This is a genomic window from Streptomyces sp. NPDC005955, from assembly GCF_042871255.1.
Lineage (GTDB): Bacteria > Actinomycetota > Actinomycetes > Streptomycetales > Streptomycetaceae > Streptomyces.
In genome coordinates this window covers 252,706-275,708 of the sequence record NZ_JBIAIF010000006.1, presented here as the reverse complement: position 1 = coordinate 275,708, position 23,003 = coordinate 252,706, and the positions used below count along the sequence as shown (strand labels likewise).

Genomic DNA, 23,003 nt, shown 5'->3' with positions numbered 1-23,003 from the left:
CCCGACCACCCCCGTGGCCGTTGTCCACCCCGCCCCCGGGCCCCGCCCGGGCACCGACCCCCTACGGAGACACCGATGACCGACACCCCCGGCGACGACCAGACCGCCCGCCGTCCGCGGCGGCTCACCCGACTGCGGTGGCTGCCCGCCTGGCTCCTGCTGCCCGGCTGCGTCCTGGCCGGCGCGGCGGCCGGCGGCGCGTACGGCAAGCTGAAGCCGCCCGAGTACACGGCCACCAGCTACGTCATCGCCGTACCGACCGAGAAGTCCGACCCGGCGACCGCCCTCGGTTTCGCCCAGGCGTACGGCCGGGTCGCCACCCAACTCGCCGTCCTCGGGGACGCCCAGGTCGCCGCCCGCGTCCCGGTCGCCGAACTGCGGCGCAGCGTCCGGGCGGCGACCTCGCCGGACGCCCCGATGGTCGCGATCTCCGCGACCGCCGGCCGACCCGCGCGGGCCGCGGACATCGCCAACGCCGTCTCCCGGGCCCTGACCATCAACGCCAACCAGACCGAGGACCGCACCCACGTCCAGCTGCTCCAGTTCACCCGGGCCATGAAGCCCGGCGCTCCCAGCTCGGCCGGCCCGATCGTCACCACCCTGGTCGGGGCCAGCGCCGGCGGACTGCTCGGCGGGCTGGCGCTGCTGGTGCGTCCGCGCCGGCGCGCTCCGGAGCCCGTGGTGACCGTGCCCGTCCCCGCCCCGGCCCCGGCGGCGGACCTGAAGCGGTGACCCCCGCAGCCGAGGCGCCCGCCGCCCCCGTCCCCCCGGCCGCCCCGCCGCGGGCGGCCGGCCCGGCCACCGACCCGGGGCCGACCGTCGAACTCTGCCGCGACCCGGACGCGTTCGCCGCCCTCGCCGGCGCGTGGCAGCGACTGTTCGACCGCTGCCACGCGGCCACCCCGTTCCAGCACCACGCCTGGTTGCACTCCTGGTGGCAGTCGTACGGCCGGCCCGGGCGGCTGCGGGTGGTGCTGGTGCGGGAGGCCGGGGAACTCGTCGGGGCGGCCCCCCTGACCCTGGTCCGGCACCCGTTCCCGGCGCTCGTCCCGCTCGGCGGCGCCCTCGCCGACCACGGCGACGTCCTGCTCGACGACGCCCGGGCCGCCCCCGCCGCGAGCGCCCTGGCCCGCGGCATCGCCGGAGCGGCCCGGGGCGCCGTGGTGGACCTGCGCGAGGTCCGCCCCGGCGCCGCGGCCGAGCAGGTGTACGCGGCCTGGTCGGGACCGAAACGGCGGCTCGCCGACTCGGTGTGCCTGGAGCTCCCGGCGGCCCCGCTGGAGGAGCTGGTCGGACGGCTCGCCCGCCCCCGCGCCCAACGGGTCCGCGCCAAGCTCCGCAAGCTCGACGCCCTCGGCGTACGGAGTCGGGTGGTGACCGCCGGGGAGGTCCCCGGGGCACTGGCCGCCCTGGTCGCCCTGCACCGCCTCCAGTGGCAGGGCCGCAAGGTGACGCCGGAACACCTGCGCCCCCGGTTCGCCGCGCACCTGGAGCGCGCCGTCGTGCCCATGGTCCGGTCCGGCCACGCGGCGGTCACCGAGTTCCGTCTCGACGGGGAGGTGGTCGCCGTCGACGTGACGCTGCTCGCGCCCGGGTTCGCCGGGGCCTATCTGTACGGGGCGCACCCCGGGTTGCGGGAGCGGAAGGCGGACGTGGCGACGATGCTGCTGCGCTCCGGCGCCCGGCTGCCGACCCGGGACGGTACGGGCGGCCCCGGGGTGCTGAGCCTGTTGCGCGGCGACGAACCGTACAAGCACCACTGGCGGCCCACCCCCGTCGTCAACCAGCGGTTGTTGTTGGCCCGCCGGCGGGGCGCCCCCTGGTTGACCACGGCACTGGCCGACGCCGGGGCGCGCGAACTGGTGCGCCGGGTGCGCCGGGCCCACCGCGAACGCGCCGGGGCGCGGGACGGTACGGGTGGTGGAGGGGGCGCACATGACGGCGGCGGCGCATGACGGCACCGCCGCCGTGCACCGCCGCCCGGCCAGCCCGGCCAGCACGGCCAGCCCGGCCAGCACGGCCAGCACGGCCAGCACGGCCAGCTCGGCGGGGCCGGCCAGCCCGGCCGGTAGTGCTACGGGCGCCGCGCCCAGCCGACCAGATCGGTGAGCCCGGGCGGACTCCACGGCCGGGAACCGTCCCGCGGCGCCAGCGGATGCCAGGGCTCCGCCGGCGCTGCGGACCGTGCGGGTTCCGCTTCACCGCCGCCCTGCGGGACGCACAGCCCGTCCAGCCACTTCCCGAGCACCCCGCCGAGGCCCACCGGGGTGCACTCCGACGCCGCCGGCGCAGGGGCCGCGGGCGCCTCGGCGGGCCCCGTCGCACTCGGCTCGACCGGCGCGACGGGCTCGGTCGGCTCCACGGGCACCGCCGGCTCGACGGGAACCACCGGCTCGACCGGCTCGGGCTCCAGCGGCAGCTCGGTCGACGGACCGTCCGACAACAGCTCCCGGTAGACCGCCGCCGCCTGCGGATTCGCCCCGCACTGCCACACGCCGTGCGGGCAGTAGTCGGAAATCGTGTGGTAAACGGGCCGGTGCCGTTCCACCCACTGGATCATGCGCCGCATGTAATCGGCATTGTCGCCGTTTCGGAACAGCCCCCATTCCGGATACGAAATAGGCTTGCCGTGGGCCCGTGCGAAATCCACGTGATGCTGGAGACCGTACGGTTCACTCACCTGCTCGTCGAAGGTGAGACCGCTCGGCTGGTCATACGAATCCATTCCGATGATGTCGACCGAGTCGTCACCCGGATAGCACGCCGTCCACCCGATGGCGTCCTTCCCTCGACTCGGCGCGAAATCGAAACGGAACTCCTGACCCGACACGGAACGCATGGTGGTGACGATCCTCTTCCAGTACCTCTTCCACGCGCCCGGGTCCGGCGCGCAGCGATGGCTGTACGTCGTCCCGTTCATCTCCCAGCCGAGGACCAGGACGGTGTCCTGGAGCCCGAGCCGGACCAGCCGCTCCGCGAGCTTGCGGAAGTGCCCGTCGTACCAGCCGAACGCACCGCGCCACAGGTCCGAGCGGACCTGGAAGTCGCTGAGCCGCTGCTCGTTGCGGGCGGACATCGGCACGTTCAGCACGAACATCCGGTCGCGGTCGGCGCTGCGCCAGCCCGCCCAGTCCGCCAGGAAACCGACCTCGCCCTCGATACCCGCCCAGCTGTCCCCGGGCAGGTAGCTGTGCCCCACCTTCAGCTCCGCGCCGCCGAGCCACCGGCTCAGCTCCGCCATCCGCTCCACGCCCCGCGGCCCGTAGTCCAGGTACGCCCCGAACGGCGACCGCTCACCCGCGGGCGCGGGCTCGACCTCGGGCACCGGCTCGGGCACGGCCCCGGACGCGGGGTCGGGAGCCGGTTCGGCGGCGGGTTCGGTGGCCGCCGGGGCGGACGGTACGGGGTCCGCCTCCGGCCCGGCGGCGTGCGCCGTACCGGAGACGAACGCCACCCAGGCGACGGCCGACACCGCCACCGAACGGAAGCGTCCACGGGCCGCCCGTCCTCGAACCGTCCGGCATTGCTGAGGGACCATGCGCCGCTCCTAGCGAATTCGTCTTAGCGCGCCTTCCTTGACCTTCTCGACCCTGTCGCCCGAGAAACGGGGTCACAAGTATCCCTAGTGCGCCGAACGGGGGTTCAACCCCCTGCGCGCGACCGTCCGCCCACTTGGGTGAGTGAATGTGGAGGCGTTCCGTGTCGATATTGGACCCCGGGGTTCCCGCCGTTCTGCTGCGCATCGACCCGAACCCGTTCCACCACGGCACCCTCGGAGCCGTACGGTCATTGGGCCGGGCGGGTGCCGAAGTGCACGTCATCGCGGAATCCGCGGCGAGTCCCGTACCGACGTCGCGTTATCTGCACCGCACGCACCGCCCGCCGCCGCCCGACGCGGACCCCGCCGCCGTCACCGAGGTGCTGCACCGGGTCGCCGCGCGGATCGGCCGGCCGGCCGTGCTCGTCCCGCTGGACGACGCCGGTGCCATCGCCGTGAGCCGGGCGCACCGGGACCTCACCGGGCCGTACCTGCTGCCGGGCCGCCCCGGCGCGCTCGCCGAACGGGTCGCCGACAAGGCCCGGCTCGCCGAGGTCTGCCGCACCCTCGGCATCCCGCACCCGCGGACCGTGCAACCCGACAGCCCCGAGCGGGCCGCCGCCGCGGCCGAACGGCTCGGACTGCCGGTGGTCGCCAAGTGGAGCCGCCCCTGGCTGGTGCCCGCGGAAGCCGGACTGCGCTCCACCCTGCTGCTGCGCTCCCCCGCCGAGGCCGCCGCCCTGCACCGCCGCTCGGCGGAGGCGGGCAGCCCGCTGCTGCTCCAGGCGTACCTGGCGCCCGGGCCGCGCCGCGACTGGTTCTTCCACGGTTACGCCGACCGCAACGGCACCGTGCGCGGCGGCGGCTCCGGGTGCAAGGACCGGGCGTGGCCGCCGGGCGCCGGGCTCACCGCGGTGGGCCGCTGGGCACCCAACCCCCGACTGCACGAGACGGCCCGCGAACTGGTGCGGGTCCTCGGCTACCGCGGCGTCCTCGACCTCGACTTCCGCCACGACCCGGGCACCGACGCGTACCACCTGCTGGACTTCAACCCGCGGCCCGGGGCGCAGTTCCGGCTCTTCGCGGACGGCCACGGCATCGACGTGGTGCGCGCCCTGCACCTGGACCTGACCGGCCGTCCGCTGCCCGACCCGCGGCCGCTGCCCGGGCGCTCCTACGTGGTGGAGAACTACGCACCGCTGACCGCCCTGGTCGCCCCGTGGCGCTCGGCTCCCCACGAACTCGCCTGGTGGGCCCGCGACGACCCCGGCCCCGGCCGGGCGATGGCCCGGCTGTGGCCCCGGCACGCGGCGCTGCGCGCCCTGCGCCGACTGACCGACCGTCGCCGGCGAGCCGGCACCGACACCCCCCACGATCCGCACGAGAAAGCGAGCAGCCGCTGATGGACGACCTCTTGGTGGTGGGAGCGGGCCCCTACGGCCTGTCGATCGCCGCGCACGCCGCCGCGGCCGGAATGGACCTGAGGGTCTTCGGCCGCCCGATGGCCTCCTGGCGGGACCACATGCCGCCCGGCATGTTCCTCAAGTCGGAGCCCTGGGCCTCCCACCTCAGCGACCCCGACCGCCGGCACGGCCTGGACGCCTACTGCGCGTCCCGCGGCCTGCCCGCCCGACACGGCGTGCCGCTCCCGGTGCGCACCTTCGCCGAGTACGGACTCTGGTTCGCCGAACGGGCGGTGCCCGCGGTGGACGAACGGTCCATCGGCTCGGTCACCACCTGCCCGGGCGGGTTCCGGGCGGTGACCGAGGACGGCGAGTCGCTGTACGCCCGCGCGGTCGCCCTGGCCGTCGGGGTGCTGCCGTTCGTCGACGTGCCGGCCCCACTGCGCGGCCTCGGCCCCGAACACGTCAGCCACAGCAGCCACCACGCCGAGCTGACCCGCTTCCGGGACGGCGACGTGACGGTGATCGGGGCGGGGCAGGCGGCCCTGGAGACCGCCGCGCTCCTCGCCGAGCAGGGCACCCGGGTACGGGTCCTCGCCCGGGCCGGGGCGCTGGCCTGGAACGGTCTGCCCCCGGCCTGGGAACGCCCCTGGTGGCAGTCGGTCCGCGCCCCGCACAGCGGCCTCGGCCCGGGCTGGCGCAACTGGTCGTACAGCGAACTGCCGGGCGCGTTCCGCCGGTTGCCGGAGGCCACCCGCTCCCGGGTCGCGAAGACCGCGCTGGGTCCCGCCGGCGCGTGGTGGCTGCGGGACCGGTTCGAGCCGTCCGTGGAGGTCCTGCTCGGCCACGAGGCGGTGGGCGCGCGCACCGCGGGCGGTCGGGTGCGGCTGGAGGTGCGCGGCCCGTCGGGCGTGGTGGAGCCGCTGCTGACGGACCACGTGATCGCCGCGACGGGGTTCCGCGCCACCTGCGACCGGCTGCGGGTGCTCGCCCCCGACCTGCGGGCGGCCCTGCTGCCGTGCGCGGACGGTTCGCCGGACGTGGGACGGGACTTCGAGTCGAGCTGGCCGGGGCTGTTCCTGGCGGGTCTGGTCACCGCGTCCGCGTTCGGCCCGTCGATGCGTTTCGTGCACGGGGCTTCCTACACGGCGGACCGGCTCGTCCGGGGCGTGCGCCGGCACCTGCGGCAACGGCCCCTCGTCGAGCCGGTGGTGGTCCCGGCGCCGGGCGGTCCGGTCACGGCCGCCGCGGTGAGCGGGACCCTTCCGCGCTGAGCCGGGCGGCGGGCGGTCCACCTGCGAGAATGCGCCGGTGAACGACGAGACGCGCAACCGGTTGTTGGCCGCGGCGGTCGCCCTGCGCGAGGGCGGCCGTCGTGAGGAGGCCCGCGCCCGGCTGGTGGAACTGGCCGCCGCCCGCCCGGACGACGCGGAGGTCGCCTACCAGACGGCGTGGGCCCACGACGTACTGGAGTTGGAGGCGGCGGCGGTGCCGCACTACGAGCGGGCGCTCGCCCTGCCGGGGCTCACCGAGGAGGACCGCCGGGGCGCCTTCCTGGGCCTCGGCAGCACGTACCGGGTGCTCGGCCGCTACGAGGAGGCCGTCGCGACGCTGCGGACGGGCACGGACGCGTTCCCGGCGGACGGCGCCCTGCGCACCTTCCTGGCGATGGCGCTGTTCAACACCGGCGCCCACCACGAGTCGGCGCGCCTGCTGTTGGAGCTGGTCGCCACCACCAGCGAGGACCCGTCGGTACGGGCGTACCGGCGGGCCATCCAGCACTACGCCCAGGACCTCGACGCGGTGGTCTGAGGTCCTGGGCGCGGTCCTGTCCCCTCCGGGGGGCCGGGGGGTGTCAGCGGCGGGCGGCGCGGGCGGCCCGCCGGTACAGCACGCCGCCGCCGACGAGCAGCGCGGCGGAGGCCGCGGCGATGCCGAGCGTCGCCGCCCCGGCACCGGTGTCCGCGAGGGCGGGGGCGCCGGGCGTCGCCCGGTGTTCGTGCGCGGGGGCGATGCGCGGCGGGGAGGTGCTCTCCGGCGAGCCGGGCCGGCCGGGTGCACCGGGGTGTCCGGGCGTCCAGGGCGAGCCGGGCGTCTGGACGTGCGGCGCCTCGCGCGGCGGGGTGACGGACACCGAGGGGCCGGTCGGCCGCTGCGGCGGGACGGTCACCCGGGGCGGCGGGTTGTGGGTGGCCCCCGCGGTGTTGGCGCAGACGGTGCCGAACACCGGGTTCAGCAGGGCGATGACGTTGACGGTGTTCCCGCACAGGTTGACCGGGACGCTCACGGGGAGCTGACCGAGGTTGCCGGCGAGGACGCCGGGCGAGCCCACGGCCGCGCCCTCGGCGGAGCTGCCGCCCGCCCGGGTCACGGGGGGCACCGAGCGCAGTCGGTCCGCGGGGGCGTTCGCCGCGTGTTTGGCCGTCTTGGCGTGCTTCCCGGACTTGGCGGGCTTCGCCGCCTTGGCGGGGGTCGCCTTCGCCGGGGTGCCCTTGGCGGAACCGGCCTTCGCGGGGGCGCCCTTGCCGGGGGCCGCGTGCTTGGCGGACGCGGCGTGCTTGGGCGCCGTGCGCTTGGGAGCGGCGTGCTTGGCACTCTGCCCGGACTTGCCCGACCCGGCGGAACGGGCGGGGGCCGACTCGGGTGCGGGCGCCGACCTGCTGGTGGGCTCCGCGGGCGCCCGGGCCGGACGGTGCTGGGGGGTGGCGGGAGCGCCGCCGGGCCCGCCGGTGGCGTACGGGTCGTACGGGGAGCCAGCCGGGTAGTCGACGGCCGCCGGGTGCGGTGCGTCGGCGACGGAGCCGTGCCCGGTGGTGTTGGCGGCGCCGTTCCCGAAGGTCGGGTTCAGCAGCGAAGCGCCGTTCACGCTGTTGCCGCTGACGTTCACCGGCACCGTGATCGGCGCGGAGACGGTGTTCCCGGAGACGACCCCGGGCGAGCCGACGGCCGCGGCGTCCGCGTCGGCGGCGAGGGCCTGACCTCCTGGCAGGGACAGGATGCTCGTCGCGGCTGCCGCCGTGAGCATGCCCTTGCTGAGGGCCTGTCGCATGGGAGGGGTCTCCTGTTCGCCGTAGGGACGGGGCGCACTCGGCACCCGCAAGAGGGGCGCCGGCCCCGGGCCCGTCGACGGACGGTCCCGGGGGCCGGCACAGGCACGGTCCCGCGAGGGTCCGTGCCGAGCGCGTCAGTTGTTGACGCAGACGTTGCCGAAGGTCGGGTTCAGCAGCGCGATGATGTTCACGCTGTTGCCACAGACGTTGATCGGGACGTGGACCGGCACCTGGATCACATTGCCGGAGAGCACCCCGGGGGAACCGATCGCGGCACCGTTGGCGCCCGCGTCGGCGAGCGCCGGCGATGCGGCACCCAGGGCCAGGAGCACTCCGGCGACCGCGGCCGCCGTCTTCTTGAGCTTCACGCGTTTTCCCTTCTCTGCGGTCAGGCCGAGGTGTCGGTAGGAACCGAGCGGGTCCGGTTCTCGGGACCCGCGCCATGACCGGTGGCCTGTCAAACGACCACGGCCGGGGGAAGAAACCGAGAGCCGCGCTCTTTCCTCCGGCATTCACCCGAACAACCTGAATCACCCGGACCGCGGAAGGGATCTCGGGAGCTGTGGGAATCGGATGGCCCCCATCGGTTCGAGGGAGGAGAACCGGTGCGGGAGAAGGAGGGGGAGAAAGGGGGGAATTCCCCTGGACGGCCGGTGGAACGGTCCGTACGGCCGGCCCGGGCGGCCCCGCTCACGAGGAGCGGGAGGGGGGTCGCCCGGAGCCGTACGGACCGTGCGGTGACCGTGCCGGGGCCGGTCAGCTGTTGCCGACGCCGTTGCCGGACAGGACCGGGATGTCGCTGAGGATGTGCGACAGCGGCTCGTCGCCCTTGATCTGCGAGGAGTTCTCGGCGCACTGCTGGTTCTGCGGGGAGGACAGGACGTTGACGTCCTGGACGGTGATCGGGATCAGGCCGATCAGCGAGCCCACGTTCGCCTTGACGGGAACGCCGAGGCAGAGCTTGTTCAGCGACCCCTGGACGGCCCCGAACTGCGGGCTGCCGTCACCGTGGGTCTTGGCGTTGCCGTACGCCTGGGTCGAGCCATTGCCGTTGACGGTGGTGGTGCCACCGTCGTTGCCAATGGCCATCGCGGGAGCGGCAGCGGCGGCGGTGAAGCCGACCACGGAGGCAGCGACACCGGCCGCGGCCATGACCTTCTTGAGCATGCGAGAGTTCCTTTTCTGACCAGGTTGCTGGTGCCTGCTGGACAACTGCCGCGCGCCGAAATGGTTGCGGGTCTTCACCCGGTCGGCTCGTGTCGCCCGCCCGGGGCAACGGATCGGCGTCCGCGGGGTCGTGCAGCGGGTTGACCACGGAATGCGGAAACCCGCGCGTCAGACGCCCCGCACGGTGAGTATCTGATTATCCTTTCGGCCCGGTTCTGTTCAGAACACTGCGCCGCCCGGACGCCTTCTCCCTGGGCTCGGAGTACAGGGAGTACACGAAGTACACCGAGCACACCGAGTACTCGGGGTTTCTCCCGGACCACCGGGGGCGTTCCTCCCGCGGCGGGCGCTGAAAGGATTCCGTGAAGCGCGTGATCAGCAAGCCCGACCAGCCCAGCGGACCCGAAGACGACAGCGGTCGGGTCGCCGTCCGCCCGCCGCGCGCGTGGTCGGAGCGGGAACTACGGCTCGTGGACCGGCTCGCCACCGTCCACGAGGAACTCGACGCACTGCACCGGGAGCGGGCCGCCCTCGTCGCGTACGTGTCGCGGCTGCACGCGGGCCGGGTCACCGCCCCCGATGCGACGGGCCGACGGACCGTGCAGGTGGACACCGCGGTGGGCCGACTGAGCTGGCGGATCTCCCCCGAGGACGTGGACCTCGTCGTCGAGGACGGGAGCGGCGGGCGGGGCGGGCGCGCAGCGGGCGCCGGGGACCGGGACACCGTCACCCGGCTGTCGTTCCTGCACCTGCACCGCCGCCCGAACCGTCCGACGCGGCTCGCCCCGCGGCGGCGCGCCCGGGGTCAACACCCGGACGCCGTCGCACCGGGTGCGCTTAACCCGTCGGAGTGAAGCGCAGCAACCAAGACCTGCGGCGGCAGTTGGGCAGGGCGCTCCGGGACGGGCAGAGCGCCACGGGACCGGCGTTTCCCGGGGAGCCGCCCGCACGGGCATCCCGGGGAGCGACACAGCGAAAAACGCCGCACAGCAAGCGAAGTACGAAGGGGATATCCCGTGTTCAAGAAGGTCATGGCCGCCGCGGCCATCTCCGCCTCCGTCATCGGTGCCTCGGCTGCCGCCGCCGCTCCCGCGATGGCGATCGGCAACGACGCCGGCACCACCACCGTCAACGGCAACGGCGCCACCCAGGCGTACGGCAACTCCGCCACGCACGGCAAGTTCAGCCCGCAGTTCGCGCTCATCCAGGGCTCGCTGAACAAGCCCTGCATCGGCCTGCCGGCCAAGGTCAACGCCGGCTCGCTGATCGGTCTCATCCCGATCACCGTCCAGGACATCAACGTCCTGTCCTCGCCGCAGAACCAGCAGTGCGTCGAGAACTCCTCCCAGGTCAAGGGCGACGAGCCGCTGTCGCACCTGCTCAGCAACATCCCGGTGCTCTCGGGCAACGGCGTCGGCAACAACTGATCCACCGCACCACCCGGCGGTGCCCTCCGGGGCGCCGCGACGAACGGGCCGCCGTGACTCCACGGCGGCCCGTTCCGCGTGTCCGGGCCTGCGGACCACCGGACCGGGCCGCCGGGTCACCGATTCACCGGTTCACCGGGGCCAGATCTCGCGCCGCACCAACGACTCCCACTCCGGGTCGGGACGGCCCGGCACCGTGCGGCCCTCGCGCCGCCAGGTCTCTTCGAGCCGCCGGTACTCGGGCTCCGGGGCGCCCGTGTAGCGGGGCGTCGGCCCGGCGGGCCCCGGAGCCGGGCGGCCGGGCGCCCGGCCGCCCGGCGGACGCCCGGCCGGGACGTCCCCGCGGGCGGTGCGGTCGGGAGCGCGGTCGGGGGCCCGCCGGCTCACCGGAATGAATCCCTGTCTCTTCCAGCCACCCTGTGCGTCAGCCATGTCCGGTCCAACGCCCGGACCGGCGTCCCTGTCATGGGCAGCGCTCCCACTGCGCCCGAGCGCTCCGCCATTCGGGTCAACTGCCGCAACCCCCGGCTCGAACACGCAGTTGATCATCATGCGGTTCCACCACGGGAGCCCGCTTTCGAAAGGGTGAGAATCATGAAGAAGCTGTGGGCAGCCGCGGCTGTCGCCGCCTCCGTCGCCGGAGTTTCGGCCGCCGCCGCCCCCGCGATGGCGATCGGCAACGACGCCGGGACCACCACCGTCAACGGCAACGGCGCCACCCAGGCGTACGGCAACTCCGCCACCCACGGGGACTGGAGCCCGCAGTTCGCGCTCGTTCAGGGTTCGCTGAACAAGCCGTGCATCGGCCTGCCGGCCAAGATCAACGCCGGCTCGCTGATCGGTCTCATCCCGATCACCGTCCAGGACGTCAACGTCCTGTCCTCGCCGCAGAACCAGCAGTGCGTCGAGAACTCCTCCCAGGTCAAGGGCGACGAGCCGCTGTCGCACATCCTGGAGGACATCCCGATCCTGTCCGGCAACGGCGCGGGCAACAACTGATCGACCCCCCATCCGGGGCCGCGAAGGGGCCGACCGACGTACCGGTCGGCCCCTTCGTGCTGCCCGCCGTCCGACGGGTCCGTCACGCCGATGCGTTAAAAAGGCGTCAAGGATTCATCGATACGGGGGCGCCCATGACGGACGAGAACGCGACCGCGTACAGGGCACCCGCCCCCGCCGCGGCCGACGACGCACGCGGCGGGATACCCGCCCACCTGCTCGACCTGGACGGATACGCCCGCACCCTCGCCGACGTCGCCGCGACCGGCCGGCGGCTGACCCGGGACGAGCTGGGCCGGCGGCGGGCCCTCGGCGAACAGGCGGCCGAGGCGGGCTTGCGGATCAGGCCGCTGATCTCCGCGCACCTCGCGGCCACCCGCGAGCACTGGCCGCTGGCCACCGGATCGCCGGACCGGGTCCTCGCCGCCGTCGAACAGGCCGTCGACGCGGTCGCCGAGGGCCACGAACGGGCCCAGCGGATCGCCGTCCGGCAGGAGGCGGCGGCCCGGCGCGAATTCGTCGACGACCTGCTGTACGGGCGCAGCGACGTGGGACGGCTGGCCGCCCGGGCGGAACGTTTCGGACTGCGGTTCTCCTCCGCCCACGCGGTGGCCGTGGCGGCCGGCCCGACCGCGTACGAAGAGGGCGACACCGTGCCCCGCCGGGTCGAACAGGCGCTGATCGCCCGCTTCGGGGACCGCACCGTGCTGGTCACCACCAAGGACGGACTGCTGGTGTGCGTGGCGCCCGGCGACCAGGACGACGCGCTGACCTACTTCGCGAAGCAGGCGTACGCCGCCACCGGGGGCTCCCGGGTCGCGGTGGGGCGCCCGCAGCCCGGGGTGGGCGGCGTGGTGCACTCGTACGAGGAGGCGCTGAACGCCCTTGACCTCGCCGAGCGGCTCGGCCTCGAAGGCCCCGTGCTGCGCGCCGCCGACCTGCTGGTGTTCCCGGTGCTGACCCGGGACCGGCAGGCCATGACCGAGCTGGTGCACCACACCCTGGGCCCCCTGGAGCAGGCCCGGGGCGGGGCGCGTCCGCTGCTGGACACGCTGACCGTCTACTTCGACGCCGGGTGCGTCACCGCCGAGGCGGCGCGGCGGCTGTCGCTGAGCGTGCGGGCGCTGACCTACCGGCTGGCCCGCATCCACCAGCTGACCGGCGCGGACCCGGCCGACCCGGTGCACCGGTACACCCTCCAGACCGCGGTGATCGGCGCCCGGCTGCTGGACTGGCCGGCACGCCCGACCACCCCCTGACCCACGCGAACGATCACGACCGAACTCACCCGCTCCACACGGATGTTCGTGCACACTGGGGGAATGGAGTTCGTCTTCTTCGCGACCTTGCCGGGGCTGGTCGTCCTGCTGACCGCGATCGCGATCGTGGACCAGGTGCTGCTGCACGCCGGGCGGGCCGGCATCCTGCCCTGGCGCGGCCCGGGCCGGGCGGGCCAGGTCTCGGCGACCGGGTTCGAACAGCTCCACGGCGCCCTGTCCCCGGGCAAGCAGCACGAGCTGAAGGAACGGGCGTCCGCCCTGGTGCTGCGCGACGACGAGGAGGACGGCGCCCCGCCGAACCGCACCCGGGTCGATCTGGACGGCGGCACGGCGATCGTCCGGCTGCCCGCCCGGGGCGGTCGCTGAACCGTTCGACCAGGCCGGGCCGGACCGGGCCGTACGGCGCCGGGCCCGCACAATGGGCAGCATGACTGACGAGATGCCCGACTGGGAGAAGCGGTTTCGTGCGGCCCGGGTTTCGCTGCCCGAGTGGGCCGAGGATGCTCCACAGCGGTCACTGTTCGCCTCGAACGCCACGGGGACGTTCGAGCTGTACGCCTGGGACCGGGACTCCGGGTCGCAGCGCAAGGTCACCGAGCGGGCCAACGGGACGACCGACGGGGTGCTGTCGCCCGACGGCGAGTGGATCTGGTGGTTCGACGACAAGGACGGGGACGAGTTCGGGATCTGGCGGCGGCAGCCGTTCGCCGGGCACCCCGAGGGGCACACCGGGCCCGACGCACCCGCGGTCCCCGGGCTCGACGCCTCCTACCCGGCGGGCCTCGCGATCGGCCGGGCCGGCGGGCCGGTCGTCGTGGGCCGCTCCACCGACGACGACGGCTCCACGATCCATGTGGTGGGCGCGGACGGCACCCCGGTCGAGGTGTACCGGCACCGCCAGTCCGCGGGCGTCGGCGACCTCTCGCACGACGGGACGCTGATCGCCGTCGAGCACACCGAGCACGGTGACGCCATGCACGCGGCGCTGCGGGTGATCCGGCCGGACGGCACCACCGTGGCCGAGCTGGACGACACCGCGGGCGGCACCGAGGAGCTGGGCCTCGAAGTGCTCGGGTTCGCGCCCGTCACCGGGGACACCCGACTGCTCGTGGGCCACCAGCGGCGCGGCCGCTGGGAGCCGATGGTGTGGGACGTGGCCACCGGCCGGGAGCACGACCTCTCGCTCGACCTGCCCGGCGACGTGTCCGCCGAGTGGTACCCGGACGGGTCCGCGCTGCTCGTCGTGCACGGCTTCGAGGCCCGCAGCGACCTGTGGCGCTACGACCTGGGCTCCGGCGCCCTGGAGCGCATCGCGACCCCGCGCGGCACGGTCTCCGGGGCCACCGCCCGGCCGGACGGGAGCGTCGAGTACCTGTGGTCGTCGGCCGCCGAGCCGCAGGCCGTGCGCTCCACGTCCGGTGCGGTGGTCCTCGACCCGCCGGGCCTGCGCGCCCCGGCCTCGGTGCCGGTGGAGGACGTGTGGGTGGAGGGGCCCGGCGGACGCATCCACGCCCTGGTGCAGAAGCCGGCGGGGGCCACCGGGCCGCTGCCCACCGTCTTCGACATCCACGGCGGCCCGACCTGGCACGACAGCGACGCGTTCGCCGCGGCGCCGGCCGCCTGGGTCGACCACGGGTACGCGGTGGTCCGGGTCAACTACCGGGGTTCCACCGGTTACGGACGGGAGTGGACGGACGCCCTCAAGCACCGGGTCGGCCTGATCGAGCTGGAGGACGTCGCCGCGGTCCGCGAGTGGGCCGTGACCTCCGGGCTCGCCGACCCCGACCGGCTCGTCCTCACCGGCGGCTCCTGGGGCGGCTACCTCACCCTGCTCGGCCTCGGCACCCAGCCCGACGCCTGGTCGGTGGGGATCGCCGCGGTGCCCGTCGCGGACTACGTCACCGCCTACCACGACGAGATGGAGGCGCTGAAGGCGATGGACCGGACCCTGCTGGGCGGCACCCCCGAAGAGGTGCCGGAGCGGTTCGCCGCCTCCTCCCCGCTCACCTACGTCGACGCGGTGAAGGCCCCGGTGTACGTCTCCGCCGGCGTCAACGACCCGCGGTGCCCGATCCGGCAGGTCGACAACTACGTCGACCGGCTGCGGGCCCGCGACGCGGTCCACGAGGTCTACCGCTACGACGCCGGCCACGGGTCCCTCGTCGTCGACGAACGCGTCAAGCAGGTCGGTCTCGAACTGGACTTCGCCCGGTCCCACCTGCGGCCGTAGGGCACCCCGGGGGGCGTCGGCCGGGCGCCGGACGCACGGGTCCGGCGCCCCCCGGGAGGCGACCCCTGTGCGGGGGCGGGCGCCGGGCCCCCGTACCGTGGGACGGGTGTACCGGTTTCTGCTGACTCCGCGCTGGTGGGGGATCAACCTCTTCGTCGTGCTGGCGATCCCGTTCTGCCTGTTCATGGGCTCCTGGCAGCTGGGCCGGTTCGAGGACCGGGTCGAGGACCACCGGACGGCGAGCGAACGCTCCGGCTCCGAGTCCCGCGCCGAGGCCCGCCCGCTCGCCGAGCTGCTCCCCGTCACCAAGGAGACGTCCGGGGCGCGCGCGAGCACGACCGGCCGGTACGTCGAACAGTTCCTCGTCCCGGAACGCAAGCTGGACGGGACGAGCGGCCACTACGTACTGGGACTGCTGCGCGCCGGTGACGGCCCCGCGCTCCCCGTGGTCCGCGGCTGGCTGCCCGGCGAGCCGGAGCCCTCGAAGGTGCCCGCCCTGCCGGACGGCGAGGTGACCGTCACCGGGGCGCTCCAGGCGTCCGAGAGCCCGGGCAGCGACGGGGCCCGCACCGCGGGCGGACTGCCGCCCGGGCAGGTCGGCATGATCAGCGCGGCGACGCTGGTGAACCTCGTCCCGTACGAGGTGCAGAACGCCTGGGTGACCCTCGATCCGGCCGACTCCGGGATGACCGCCGTGCCCGCGACGGCACCCCAGAACACCGGACTCGACCTGAAGGCGTTCCAGAACCTCGGGTACACCGGCGAGTGGTTCGTCTTCGCCGGGTTCGTGGTCTTCATGTGGTTCCGGCTGCTGCGCCGGGAGACCGAGGCGGCCCGGGACGTCGCCCTCGGGCTGGCCGCCCCGGACTCCGTACCGTCCGCCGCGGGGGCGGACGCGGAACGGGAAGCGGGTGCGGTTCAGGAGGCGGGCAAGGCTCCCGTGTAGTACACCGTCCCCGCGCAGGCGTCGGGGATCGTCGTCGAGGCCGAGGGGGCGCCGGGCTCCGCCGTGTGAGAGACCGCGACGCTGCCCTCCACCGGAACGCCCTCCTGGCCGCCGAGCTGCGGCGCGGCGCCGCCACCCGTCTCCGACTCCCCGCCGCCACCGGCCCCGGACGTGGTTCCCGAGGAGGTCGACGGGTCGGGGGACGGGCCGCCGGTGCTGCCGCCGCCCTCAGTGGGGCAGGTCGCGGACGGCACCCAGGCGAAGCGCACCTCGTAGGCCATGCCCGGCTTCAGGATCAGCTGCGCCGGTTCCGAGGACGGTGCCGGCAGGCCCGTCGCGGCGTCCCCCGCGGTGTGGGTGAGCGAGCCGACCTGCGTGGCGTCGGCCGCGCCCTGGGCGGCGACGACGACGCTGCCGCCGCCGTCGACGGTGCAGTTGCCCGACGAGACGTTGGCCACCCGGAAGGAGCCGTAGACGGCGCCGTCGGGGCCCGGGGCTCCGACGTTGGCGCCCGCCGAGCCCAGGTCGGTGGGGCCACAGCTGGGCGAGGAGGCGTTGTCGGAACCGGTACCGGGGTCGGCGCCCGGGCCGGAGCCGGTGGGGCCGCCGCCGGTCGCGCCGCCGGAGCCGCCGCCGGTGGTGGCCCCACCGCTGGTCGCGCCCTGGACCGGCTCGCCCGGACCGCCCGTGCGCTCGCCCTTCTCGGTGCGGCTGGGCTTGCCGGAGGGCTCCCGGCTGCCCGACCGGGACGGGGTGCTCGACTGCTTCTCCGACTCGGCGCCGTCGCTGCCGCGGGTCTGCTGGCCGTGTCCGACGTGCGACACGGTGGTGTCCGTGGAGCTGGGCGAGTTCGCGACGTGGACGAGTGCGGGGACCGCGGTGCCGATCAGGACGGCCGCCGCGGCGACGCCGACGACGGCCTGCCGCTTGCGGGCGCGGCGGGCCGGGACGGCGCGGCGCAGGTGCTCCAGGGTGCCGTCGGTGGGCTCCAGGTCCCCGACGCTCCCGTGCAGCAGCGCCCGCAGGTCGAACTCGTCGCTGCTGCTGCCGTCGTCGCCGGGGCGGTGCGTGAGGTCCGTGAGGTCCGTGCGACCCGTGTCTTCGGTGCTGCCGGTGGTGCCGGTGCTGTCGGTGGTGCCGGGGCGCGGGGCCTCGGACGCGCCGTCCGTACAGCCGGTGTCCGGACCGCAGGCGTCCGGACCGCCGGTGCCGGTCGCCCGGTCCGGAGTCGACGAGCCGTCGTCGGGTCCGGTGGAGGGGCTGTCGTTCACAGTTGCGTTCCCAGCGTCTCGCTCGTTCTCGTTCCGGGCCCGACCGCCGCCGCCGTTCACGTCGTCCGGCCGGTCGGCGCGTGACGAACCGGCGGGCGGGCCGTCGTGGCCCCGGCGTTCGCCGCTCACTTCTTGGCCCCCATGGCGACCCGTAGGGCGGCTATCCCCCGGGACCCGTACGCCTTCACCGAACCGAGGGAGACGCCGAGCGTCTCGGCGACCTGGACCTCGGTCATGTCCGCGAAGTACCGCAGGACGAGGACCTCGCGCTGACGGCGCTGAAGGCCCTTCATCGCCTGGATCAGGGCGTCGCGCTCCAGCAGGTCGTACGCGCCCTCCTCCGCGCTCGCCATGTCCGGCATGGGCTTCGAGAGCAGTTTGAGGCCGAGTATGCGGCGGCGCAGCGCGGAGCGGGAGAGGTTCACGACCGTCTGGCGCAGGTACGCGAGGGTCTTCTCCGGGTCGCGGACGCGTTTGCGCGCGGAGTGCACGCGGATGAACGCCTCCTGGACGACGTCCTCGCAGGAGGCGGTGTCGTCGAGGAGCAGGGCGGCGAGGCCGAGCAGCGAGCGGTAGTGCGCGCGGTAGGTCTCGGTGAGGTGGTCAACGGTCGTGCCCTCCGCGGGCACGTCCTCGGCGCCCTGGCGCGGGGAGGACACCGGCGTGGGACGGGTCGCGGGCACGGGCGCGATCACCGGCATGCCGCCGGGCGCGGCGACCGCGCGGGGGCGCCGGGGCGGTCGCAGGACACTGCCGCGAACCGGGACCGCTGTGAAATCGAGTACCTCTGCCACGCCAGTTGGACACGCTCCCCCGGGTGAGGGTTGTACGCACCGGGCCTCGGATTGTTTCCGGGCACTCTGTCTGACATGGCGTCATCTGCCCACATGCGTACCAGCTCTTCCCTTGACCCCGATTTGTCCGCGCCCCCCGCGCCCACCTGGTAGGCCCTGACGCCCCCGAGGGCGTACGCGCGAAGACGCGGACCGCGGTGCCCTTGGTTGCGCGCCGCGGGGGAGGAGATCCGGTGAGCCGTGGTGGTCCTGTGGGACTTACGGTGATCCTACAAATGAAATCGGGCTTGAACAGGTGTGATTTTTTCTGACCGGTCGTGCCTTGGATGGTTTTGGGCTCCGCGTGGGATCGCCCGGGCCGCGCAGCGGGCGGGGGCGACCCGGCGTCAGGTCCGGCCGGCCGCGACGAGTTCGGCGATCTGGACGGTGTTGAGCGCGGCGCCCTTGCGCAGGTTGTCCCCGCAGACGAAGAGCTCCAGGGCGGCCGGGTCGTCGAGGTTGCGGCGGACGCGTCCGACCCAGGTGGGGTCCGTGCCGACGACGTCGACGGGCGTCGGGAACTCGCCGGCCCCGGGGTCGTCGAAGAGGACGACGCCCGGCGCGGTCGCCAGGATCTCCCGGGCCCGGTCCACGGTGACCTCGTCCTCGAAGCGGGCGTGCACCGTCAGGGCGTGCGTGGTGACCACCGGGACCCGTACGCAGGTCGCGGTGACCTTGAGCTGCGGCAGGTCGAGGATCTTGCGGGACTCCTCCCGCACCTTCATCTCCTCCGAGGACCACCCCCCGTCCCGTACCGAACCGGCCCACGGGACGACGTTCAGGGCGACCGGCTCGGGGAACGGCCCGGTGCGGTCCCCGACCGCGCGGCGGACGTCGCCGGGTGCCGTGCCCAGTTCGGTGCCGGCGACCAGGGCGATCTGCTCGCGCAGCGTCTCGACGCCCGCGCGGCCCGCACCGCTGGCCGCCTGGTAGGCGGAGACGATCAGCTCGCGCAGGCCGAACTCGGCGTGCAGCGCACCGATCGCGACGATCATCGACAGGGTGGTGCAGTTGGGGGTGGCCACGATGCCGCGCGGCCGGACCCGTACGGCGTGCGGGTTGACCTCGGGGACGACCAGCGGGACGTCCGGGTCCATGCGGAAGGCCGCCGAGTTGTCGACGACCACCGCGCCCTTGGCGGCGGCGATCGGCGCCCAGCGGGCGGCGACCTCGTCGGGCACGTCGAACACCGCGACGTCCACCCCGTCGAGGGCCTCCTCGGTGAGCGCCAGCACCTCGACCTCCTCGCCGCGCACGGCCAGCTTGCGGCCGGCCGAGCGCGGTGAGGCGAGCAGACGGATCTCGCCCCAGACGTCCGCGTGCTGGGACAGGATCTGGAGCATGACCGAGCCGACGATCCCGGTCGCCCCCACGACCGCGAGCGTCGGACGGCCGGTCATCGCCCGGTGCCCCCGTAGACGACCGCTTCGTCCGAGTCGGAGTCGAGGCCGAAGGCGGTGTGCACGGCCCGGACGGCCTCCTTGACGTCATCGGCGCGGGTGACCACCGAGATGCGGATCTCGGAGGTCGAGATCAGCTCGATGTTCACCCCGGCGTCGCTGAGCGCCTCGAAGAACGCGGCCGTGACCCCCGGGTTGGTCTTCATCCCGGCGCCGACCAGGGAGATCTTCGCGACCTGGTCGTCGTAGCGCAGGGAGTCGAAGCCGACGCCCGCCTTGGTGGACTCCAGGGCGTCGATCGCCTTGCGGCCCTCCGCCATCGGGAGGGTGAAGGAGATGTCCGTCAGACCGGTGGACGCGGCCGACACGTTCTGCACGATCATGTCGATGTTGATCTCGGCGTCGGCGACGGCACGGAAGATCGCGGCCGCCTCGCCCGGCTTGTCGGGCACCCCGACGACGGTGATCTTCGCCTCTGAGGTGTCATGGGCGACACCGGAGATGATGGCCTGCTCCACGTTGCGCTCCCCCTTGCCAGGGTGTGGTTCGTTGTTGCTGACCCAGGTGCCCTGGAGTCCGGAGAAGGACGAACGGACGTGGATCGGGATGTTGTAACGGCGGGCGTACTCCACACAGCGGTGGAGCAGCACCTTCGAGCCGGAGCTGGCCAGTTCCAGCATGTCCTCGAAGGAGATCGAGTCGATCTTGCGGGCCTTCTTCACGACGCGCGGGTCGGCGGTGAAGACCCCGTCCACGTCCGTGTAGATCTCGCAGACCTCGGCCTCCAGGGCCGCGGCGAGCGCCACGGCCGTGGTGTCCGAACCGCCCCGACCGAGCGTGGTGATGTCCTTCTTGTCCGCCGAGACGCCCTGGAAACCGGCGACGATGGCGATGTTGCCCTCGTCCAGCGCCGTCCGGATGCGGCCCGGGGTGACGTCGATGATGCGGGCCTTGTTGTGGACGGAGTCGGTGATGACGCCGGCCTGGCTCCCGGTGAACGACTGGGCCTCGTGACCCAGGTTCTTGATCGCCATCGCCAGGAGCGCCATGGAGATGCGCTCCCCGGCGGTCAGCAGCATGTCGAACTCGCGCCCGGCGGGCATCGGCGACACCTGCTCCGCGAGATCGATCAGCTCGTCCGTCGTGTCGCCCATCGCGGAGACCACGACAACCACCTGGTTGCCGCTCTGCTTGGCCTCGACGATCCGCTTGGCGACGCGCTTGATGCCCTCGGCATCGGCTACGGAGGAACCTCCGTACTTCTGCACGACAAGGCCCACTTGCGTACGCTCCTCGCTCGCTCCGGTGGGTCCGCCTGGTGGCGACCGGATCGGTCAGTTGGGGGGTGCAGGACAGTTTAACTAGCAGGGGTGAATCACCCCGGTCGGATCGCATCCTGAGACGCGGAGACCACAGGGTGATCAGCACGTCACCTGCCCACCCGGCTCCCCCTGCACGCGCAAAGTGGGGCGCCTCACACCCCGCACCGACCCCGTCCGCACCGCCGGTCACCCGCAGCGCACCGCCCGTCACCGGCAGCGGTTCACCGGTCGCCCACAGCGGCTGCGGGACGCCCCGCAGCGGCTCAGCTCGGGCTGCGCAGTCCCAGCGGGTGCGCGATCTCCTCCGTCATGACGCGCCCCGCCTCCTCGGCGAGCACCTCGTCACCGAGGTCCTGGTCCGTGTCGAGCCCGTCCAACTCCTGGAGCGGCTGCCCCAGCCGCACATGGGCCACCAACGACTGGAGCGCCCGCAGCGCACCGGACGCGGTCGACCCCCAGTTGGAGAAGTACGAGAACTGCCACCACCACAGCGCCTCGGTGGTGCGCCCCGCCCGGTAGTGGGCCATGCCGTGCCGCAGGTCCGCCATGACGTCCGCGAGGTCGTCGGAGATCCGGCACGGCACCGGCGCCTTGCGCGGCTCGTACGGGTCGAAGACCTCCGAGTAGACGTCGATCGGCTCGAGCAGCACCGCGAGCCGCTGCCGCAGCTCGTCCACGTCCGGCTCCGGACCGAGGTCCGGCTCGTACCGCTCGTCGGGGACGATGTCCTCGTGCGCCCCGAGCCGTCCCCCGGCCAGGAGCAACTGGGAGACCTCCAGGAGCAGGAACGGCACCGCCGAGTCCGGCTCGTCACCCTTCGCGACCTCGGTGACCGCGACCAGGAAGCTCGCGATCTGGTCGGAGATCTGGACCGCGAAGTCATCCGGGTCCTGGGTCGTCGAGTGCAACGTCACATCAGACATCTAGGAGTCGTCTCCCCTCAAAGGCGCGGCCCAGAGTCACCTCGTCCGCATATTCCAGGTCTCCGCCCACGGGAAGGCCACTCGCCAGCCGGGTGACCCGTAGCCCCATGGGTTTGATCATGCGCGCGAGGTACGTGGCCGTGGCCTCGCCCTCCAGGTTGGGATCGGTCGCCAGGATCAACTCGGTGACCGAACCGTCCGCGAGGCGGGCCAGCAGCTCCCGGATGCGCAGGTCGTCGGGGCCGACGCCCTCGATCGGGCTGATCGCGCCGCCCAGTACGTGGTAGCGGCCCCGGAACTCCCGGGTCCGCTCGATCGCCACGACGTCCTTGGGTTCCTCGACCACGCAGATCACGGACAGGTCCCGGCGGGGATCACGGCAGATGCCGCACTGCTCCTCCTGCGCCACGTTGCCGCAGACGGAGCAGAAACGGACCTTCGCCTTCACTTCCATCAGTGCCTGCGCCAGCCGACGGACGTCCGTCGGTTCCGCCTGGAGGATGTGGAAGGCGATCCGCTGCGCGCTCTTGGGACCGACGCCGGGCAGCCTGCCCAACTCGTCGATGAGGTCCTGGACCACGCCTTCGTACAACGGATCAGCCTTTCCCACGTGCCGGCCCCGTCCGGGGCCGTGCGCTCGGTGGTGGACACGAGCCGGGTGCGGCCCGTGTTCCTCCGGTCATCACCGTAGTTGCCCGCGGGCCGCCGCAGAAGCTCCGGGCCTCCTCGCGTCCTAGAAGGGCAGGCCGGGGATGCCTCCGCCGCCGAGGCCCTGGGCCAACGGGCCGAGCTTCTCCTGCTGGAGCCGCTGGGCGTTCTCGCCCGCGGCCTGGACCGCCGCGACCACCAGGTCGGCGAGGGTCTCCGTGTCGTCCGGGTCGACGGCCTTGGGGTCGATGACGAGGCCGCGCAGCTCCCCGGAACCGTTCACCGTGGCCCGGACGAGGCCGCCGCCCGCCTGACCCTCGACCTCGGTCCGCCCCAGTTCCTCCTGGGCCCGGGCGAGGTCCTGCTGCATCTTCTGGGCCTGCTGGAGCAGCTGCTGCATGTTGGGCTGGCCACCACCGGGAATCACGATCAGCTCCTGTTGCCGACACCTGGTGCGTCGGCGGACGACGGTACGACGATCGGGCGGTTTCGCCCGCCTGGCACGAGCCTACGTGCTCCGGGAGCCACTCGCCCCAGCACTCTTTCGGGTGACACGGCCGCCCCGC

The 23,003-nt window shown here is 73.8% G+C and carries 24 protein-coding genes; 12 read left to right on the top strand and 12 right to left on the bottom strand.

The features are described from left to right. The first annotated feature begins 75 nt into the window (after window positions 1-75). Both ACFYOU_RS17640 and ACFYOU_RS17635 read left to right on the top strand, forming a co-directional pair. Complete coding sequence (locus ACFYOU_RS17640) at window positions 76-732, top strand: lipopolysaccharide biosynthesis protein (RefSeq protein WP_389764829.1); 657 nt, start codon at window positions 76-78, stop codon at window positions 730-732. Further along, window positions 729-1,955, top strand: a complete 1,227-nt coding sequence (locus ACFYOU_RS17635; RefSeq protein ID WP_391306625.1) for a GNAT family N-acetyltransferase — start codon at window positions 729-731, stop codon at window positions 1,953-1,955. Before ACFYOU_RS17640 ends, ACFYOU_RS17635 begins: the two co-directional genes overlap by 4 nt. Window positions 1,956-2,074: 119 nt before the next feature. On the opposite strand, the gene ACFYOU_RS17630 is transcribed toward ACFYOU_RS17635, so the two are convergent. Beyond that, window positions 2,075-3,538 carry a glycosyl hydrolase gene (locus ACFYOU_RS17630; protein ID WP_391306624.1) on the bottom strand — a complete coding sequence of 488 codons (1,464 nt, stop codon included), beginning with the start codon at window positions 3,536-3,538 and terminating at the stop codon, window positions 2,075-2,077. Window positions 3,539-3,699: 161 nt separating this feature from the next. On the opposite strand from ACFYOU_RS17630, the gene ACFYOU_RS17625 reads away from it, so the two are divergent. Genes ACFYOU_RS17625 through ACFYOU_RS17615 form a run of 3 tightly spaced genes read left to right on the top strand, consistent with a single transcriptional unit; the run spans window position 3,700 to window position 6,753 of the window. After that, on the top strand, window positions 3,700-4,941 hold the full coding sequence (locus ACFYOU_RS17625; RefSeq protein ID WP_391306622.1) for an ATP-grasp domain-containing protein: 1,242 nt from the start codon (window positions 3,700-3,702) through the stop codon (window positions 4,939-4,941). Then, on the top strand, window positions 4,941-6,215 hold the full coding sequence (locus ACFYOU_RS17620; protein ID WP_389764822.1) for an NAD(P)-binding domain-containing protein: 1,275 nt from the start codon (window positions 4,941-4,943) through the stop codon (window positions 6,213-6,215). Before ACFYOU_RS17625 ends, ACFYOU_RS17620 begins: the two co-directional genes overlap by 1 nt. Window positions 6,216-6,252: 37 nt before the next feature. After that, window positions 6,253-6,753 (top strand): tetratricopeptide repeat protein, encoded by a 501-nt coding sequence (locus ACFYOU_RS17615; RefSeq protein WP_389764820.1) that lies wholly within the window; start codon window positions 6,253-6,255, stop codon window positions 6,751-6,753. A gap of 43 nt (window positions 6,754-6,796) precedes the next feature. Here ACFYOU_RS17615 and ACFYOU_RS17610 read toward each other — a convergent pair whose 3' ends face one another. From ACFYOU_RS17610 to ACFYOU_RS17600, 3 genes are all read right to left on the bottom strand, one after another. After that, a complete protein-coding gene (locus ACFYOU_RS17610; protein WP_391306620.1) occupies window positions 6,797-7,990 on the bottom strand; it encodes a chaplin family protein in 1,194 nt (397 codons plus the stop codon). A gap of 135 nt (window positions 7,991-8,125) precedes the next feature. Then, window positions 8,126-8,383, bottom strand: coding sequence for a chaplin (locus tag ACFYOU_RS17605; RefSeq protein WP_389764958.1), 258 nt, complete (start codon window positions 8,381-8,383; stop codon window positions 8,126-8,128). Between the two features lie 364 nt (window positions 8,384-8,747). Beyond that, window positions 8,748-9,158, bottom strand: coding sequence for a rodlin (locus tag ACFYOU_RS17600; RefSeq protein ID WP_385484632.1), 411 nt, complete (start codon window positions 9,156-9,158; stop codon window positions 8,748-8,750). Window positions 9,159-9,529: 371 nt separating this feature from the next. On the opposite strand from ACFYOU_RS17600, the gene ACFYOU_RS17595 reads away from it, so the two are divergent. Next, window positions 9,530-10,012, top strand: coding sequence for a hypothetical protein (locus tag ACFYOU_RS17595; RefSeq protein ID WP_391306618.1), 483 nt, complete (start codon window positions 9,530-9,532; stop codon window positions 10,010-10,012). A 162-nt stretch (window positions 10,013-10,174) separates the two neighbouring features. Further along, complete coding sequence (locus ACFYOU_RS17590; RefSeq protein WP_389764813.1) at window positions 10,175-10,585, top strand: rodlin; 411 nt, start codon at window positions 10,175-10,177, stop codon at window positions 10,583-10,585. 132 nt (window positions 10,586-10,717) lie between these two features. Here ACFYOU_RS17590 and ACFYOU_RS17585 read toward each other — a convergent pair whose 3' ends face one another. After that, window positions 10,718-11,017 carry a hypothetical protein gene (locus ACFYOU_RS17585; RefSeq protein WP_389764812.1) on the bottom strand — a complete coding sequence of 100 codons (300 nt, stop codon included), beginning with the start codon at window positions 11,015-11,017 and terminating at the stop codon, window positions 10,718-10,720. Window positions 11,018-11,176: 159 nt separating this feature from the next. Between ACFYOU_RS17585 and ACFYOU_RS17580 the strand changes: the two genes are divergently transcribed. From ACFYOU_RS17580 to ACFYOU_RS17560, 5 genes are all read left to right on the top strand, one after another. Continuing rightward, window positions 11,177-11,584 carry a rodlin gene (locus ACFYOU_RS17580; RefSeq protein ID WP_389764956.1) on the top strand — a complete coding sequence of 136 codons (408 nt, stop codon included), beginning with the start codon at window positions 11,177-11,179 and terminating at the stop codon, window positions 11,582-11,584. Between the two features lie 134 nt (window positions 11,585-11,718). Then, window positions 11,719-12,843, top strand: coding sequence for a helix-turn-helix domain-containing protein (locus tag ACFYOU_RS17575; RefSeq protein ID WP_391306617.1), 1,125 nt, complete (start codon window positions 11,719-11,721; stop codon window positions 12,841-12,843). A 63-nt stretch (window positions 12,844-12,906) separates the two neighbouring features. Beyond that, the gene (locus ACFYOU_RS17570; RefSeq protein ID WP_389764809.1) at window positions 12,907-13,230 is read left to right on the top strand and encodes a DUF6191 domain-containing protein; all 324 of its coding nucleotides are present in this window, start codon (window positions 12,907-12,909) and stop codon (window positions 13,228-13,230) included. Window positions 13,231-13,291: 61 nt separating this feature from the next. Beyond that, complete coding sequence (locus ACFYOU_RS17565; protein WP_391306615.1) at window positions 13,292-15,094, top strand: prolyl oligopeptidase family serine peptidase; 1,803 nt, start codon at window positions 13,292-13,294, stop codon at window positions 15,092-15,094. Window positions 15,095-15,200: 106 nt separating this feature from the next. Continuing rightward, entirely contained in the window at window positions 15,201-16,040 is an 840-nt protein-coding gene (locus ACFYOU_RS17560) for an SURF1 family cytochrome oxidase biogenesis protein (RefSeq protein WP_391306614.1), read from the top strand. Here ACFYOU_RS17560 and ACFYOU_RS17555 read toward each other — a convergent pair. From ACFYOU_RS17555 to ACFYOU_RS17525, 7 genes are all read right to left on the bottom strand, one after another. Beyond that, a complete protein-coding gene (locus tag ACFYOU_RS17555; RefSeq protein WP_391306612.1) occupies window positions 16,013-17,311 on the bottom strand; it encodes a hypothetical protein in 1,299 nt (432 codons plus the stop codon). The two genes, ACFYOU_RS17560 and ACFYOU_RS17555, sit on opposite strands and share 28 nt — an antisense overlap. 125 nt (window positions 17,312-17,436) lie before the next feature. Beyond that, complete coding sequence (locus tag ACFYOU_RS17550) at window positions 17,437-18,105, bottom strand: SigE family RNA polymerase sigma factor (RefSeq protein WP_391306610.1); 669 nt, start codon at window positions 18,103-18,105, stop codon at window positions 17,437-17,439. A 386-nt stretch (window positions 18,106-18,491) separates the two neighbouring features. Then, complete coding sequence (locus ACFYOU_RS17545) at window positions 18,492-19,544, bottom strand: aspartate-semialdehyde dehydrogenase (RefSeq protein ID WP_389764799.1); 1,053 nt, start codon at window positions 19,542-19,544, stop codon at window positions 18,492-18,494. Beyond that, window positions 19,541-20,824: an aspartate kinase gene (locus tag ACFYOU_RS17540; protein WP_385484678.1), complete on the bottom strand. Its 1,284-nt coding sequence runs from the start codon at window positions 20,822-20,824 to the stop codon at window positions 19,541-19,543. Before ACFYOU_RS17540 ends, ACFYOU_RS17545 begins: the two co-directional genes overlap by 4 nt. Window positions 20,825-21,129: 305 nt before the next feature. Continuing rightward, on the bottom strand, window positions 21,130-21,789 hold the full coding sequence (locus ACFYOU_RS17535) for a DUF5063 domain-containing protein (protein ID WP_385484680.1): 660 nt from the start codon (window positions 21,787-21,789) through the stop codon (window positions 21,130-21,132). Next, a complete protein-coding gene (gene recR, locus ACFYOU_RS17530; protein WP_385485175.1) occupies window positions 21,782-22,381 on the bottom strand; it encodes a recombination mediator RecR in 600 nt (199 codons plus the stop codon). The genes ACFYOU_RS17535 and recR overlap by 8 nt, the downstream gene beginning before the upstream one ends. Before the next feature lie 141 nt (window positions 22,382-22,522). Further along, complete coding sequence (locus tag ACFYOU_RS17525; protein ID WP_385484683.1) at window positions 22,523-22,864, bottom strand: YbaB/EbfC family nucleoid-associated protein; 342 nt, start codon at window positions 22,862-22,864, stop codon at window positions 22,523-22,525. Window positions 22,865-23,003 lie beyond the last annotated feature (139 nt).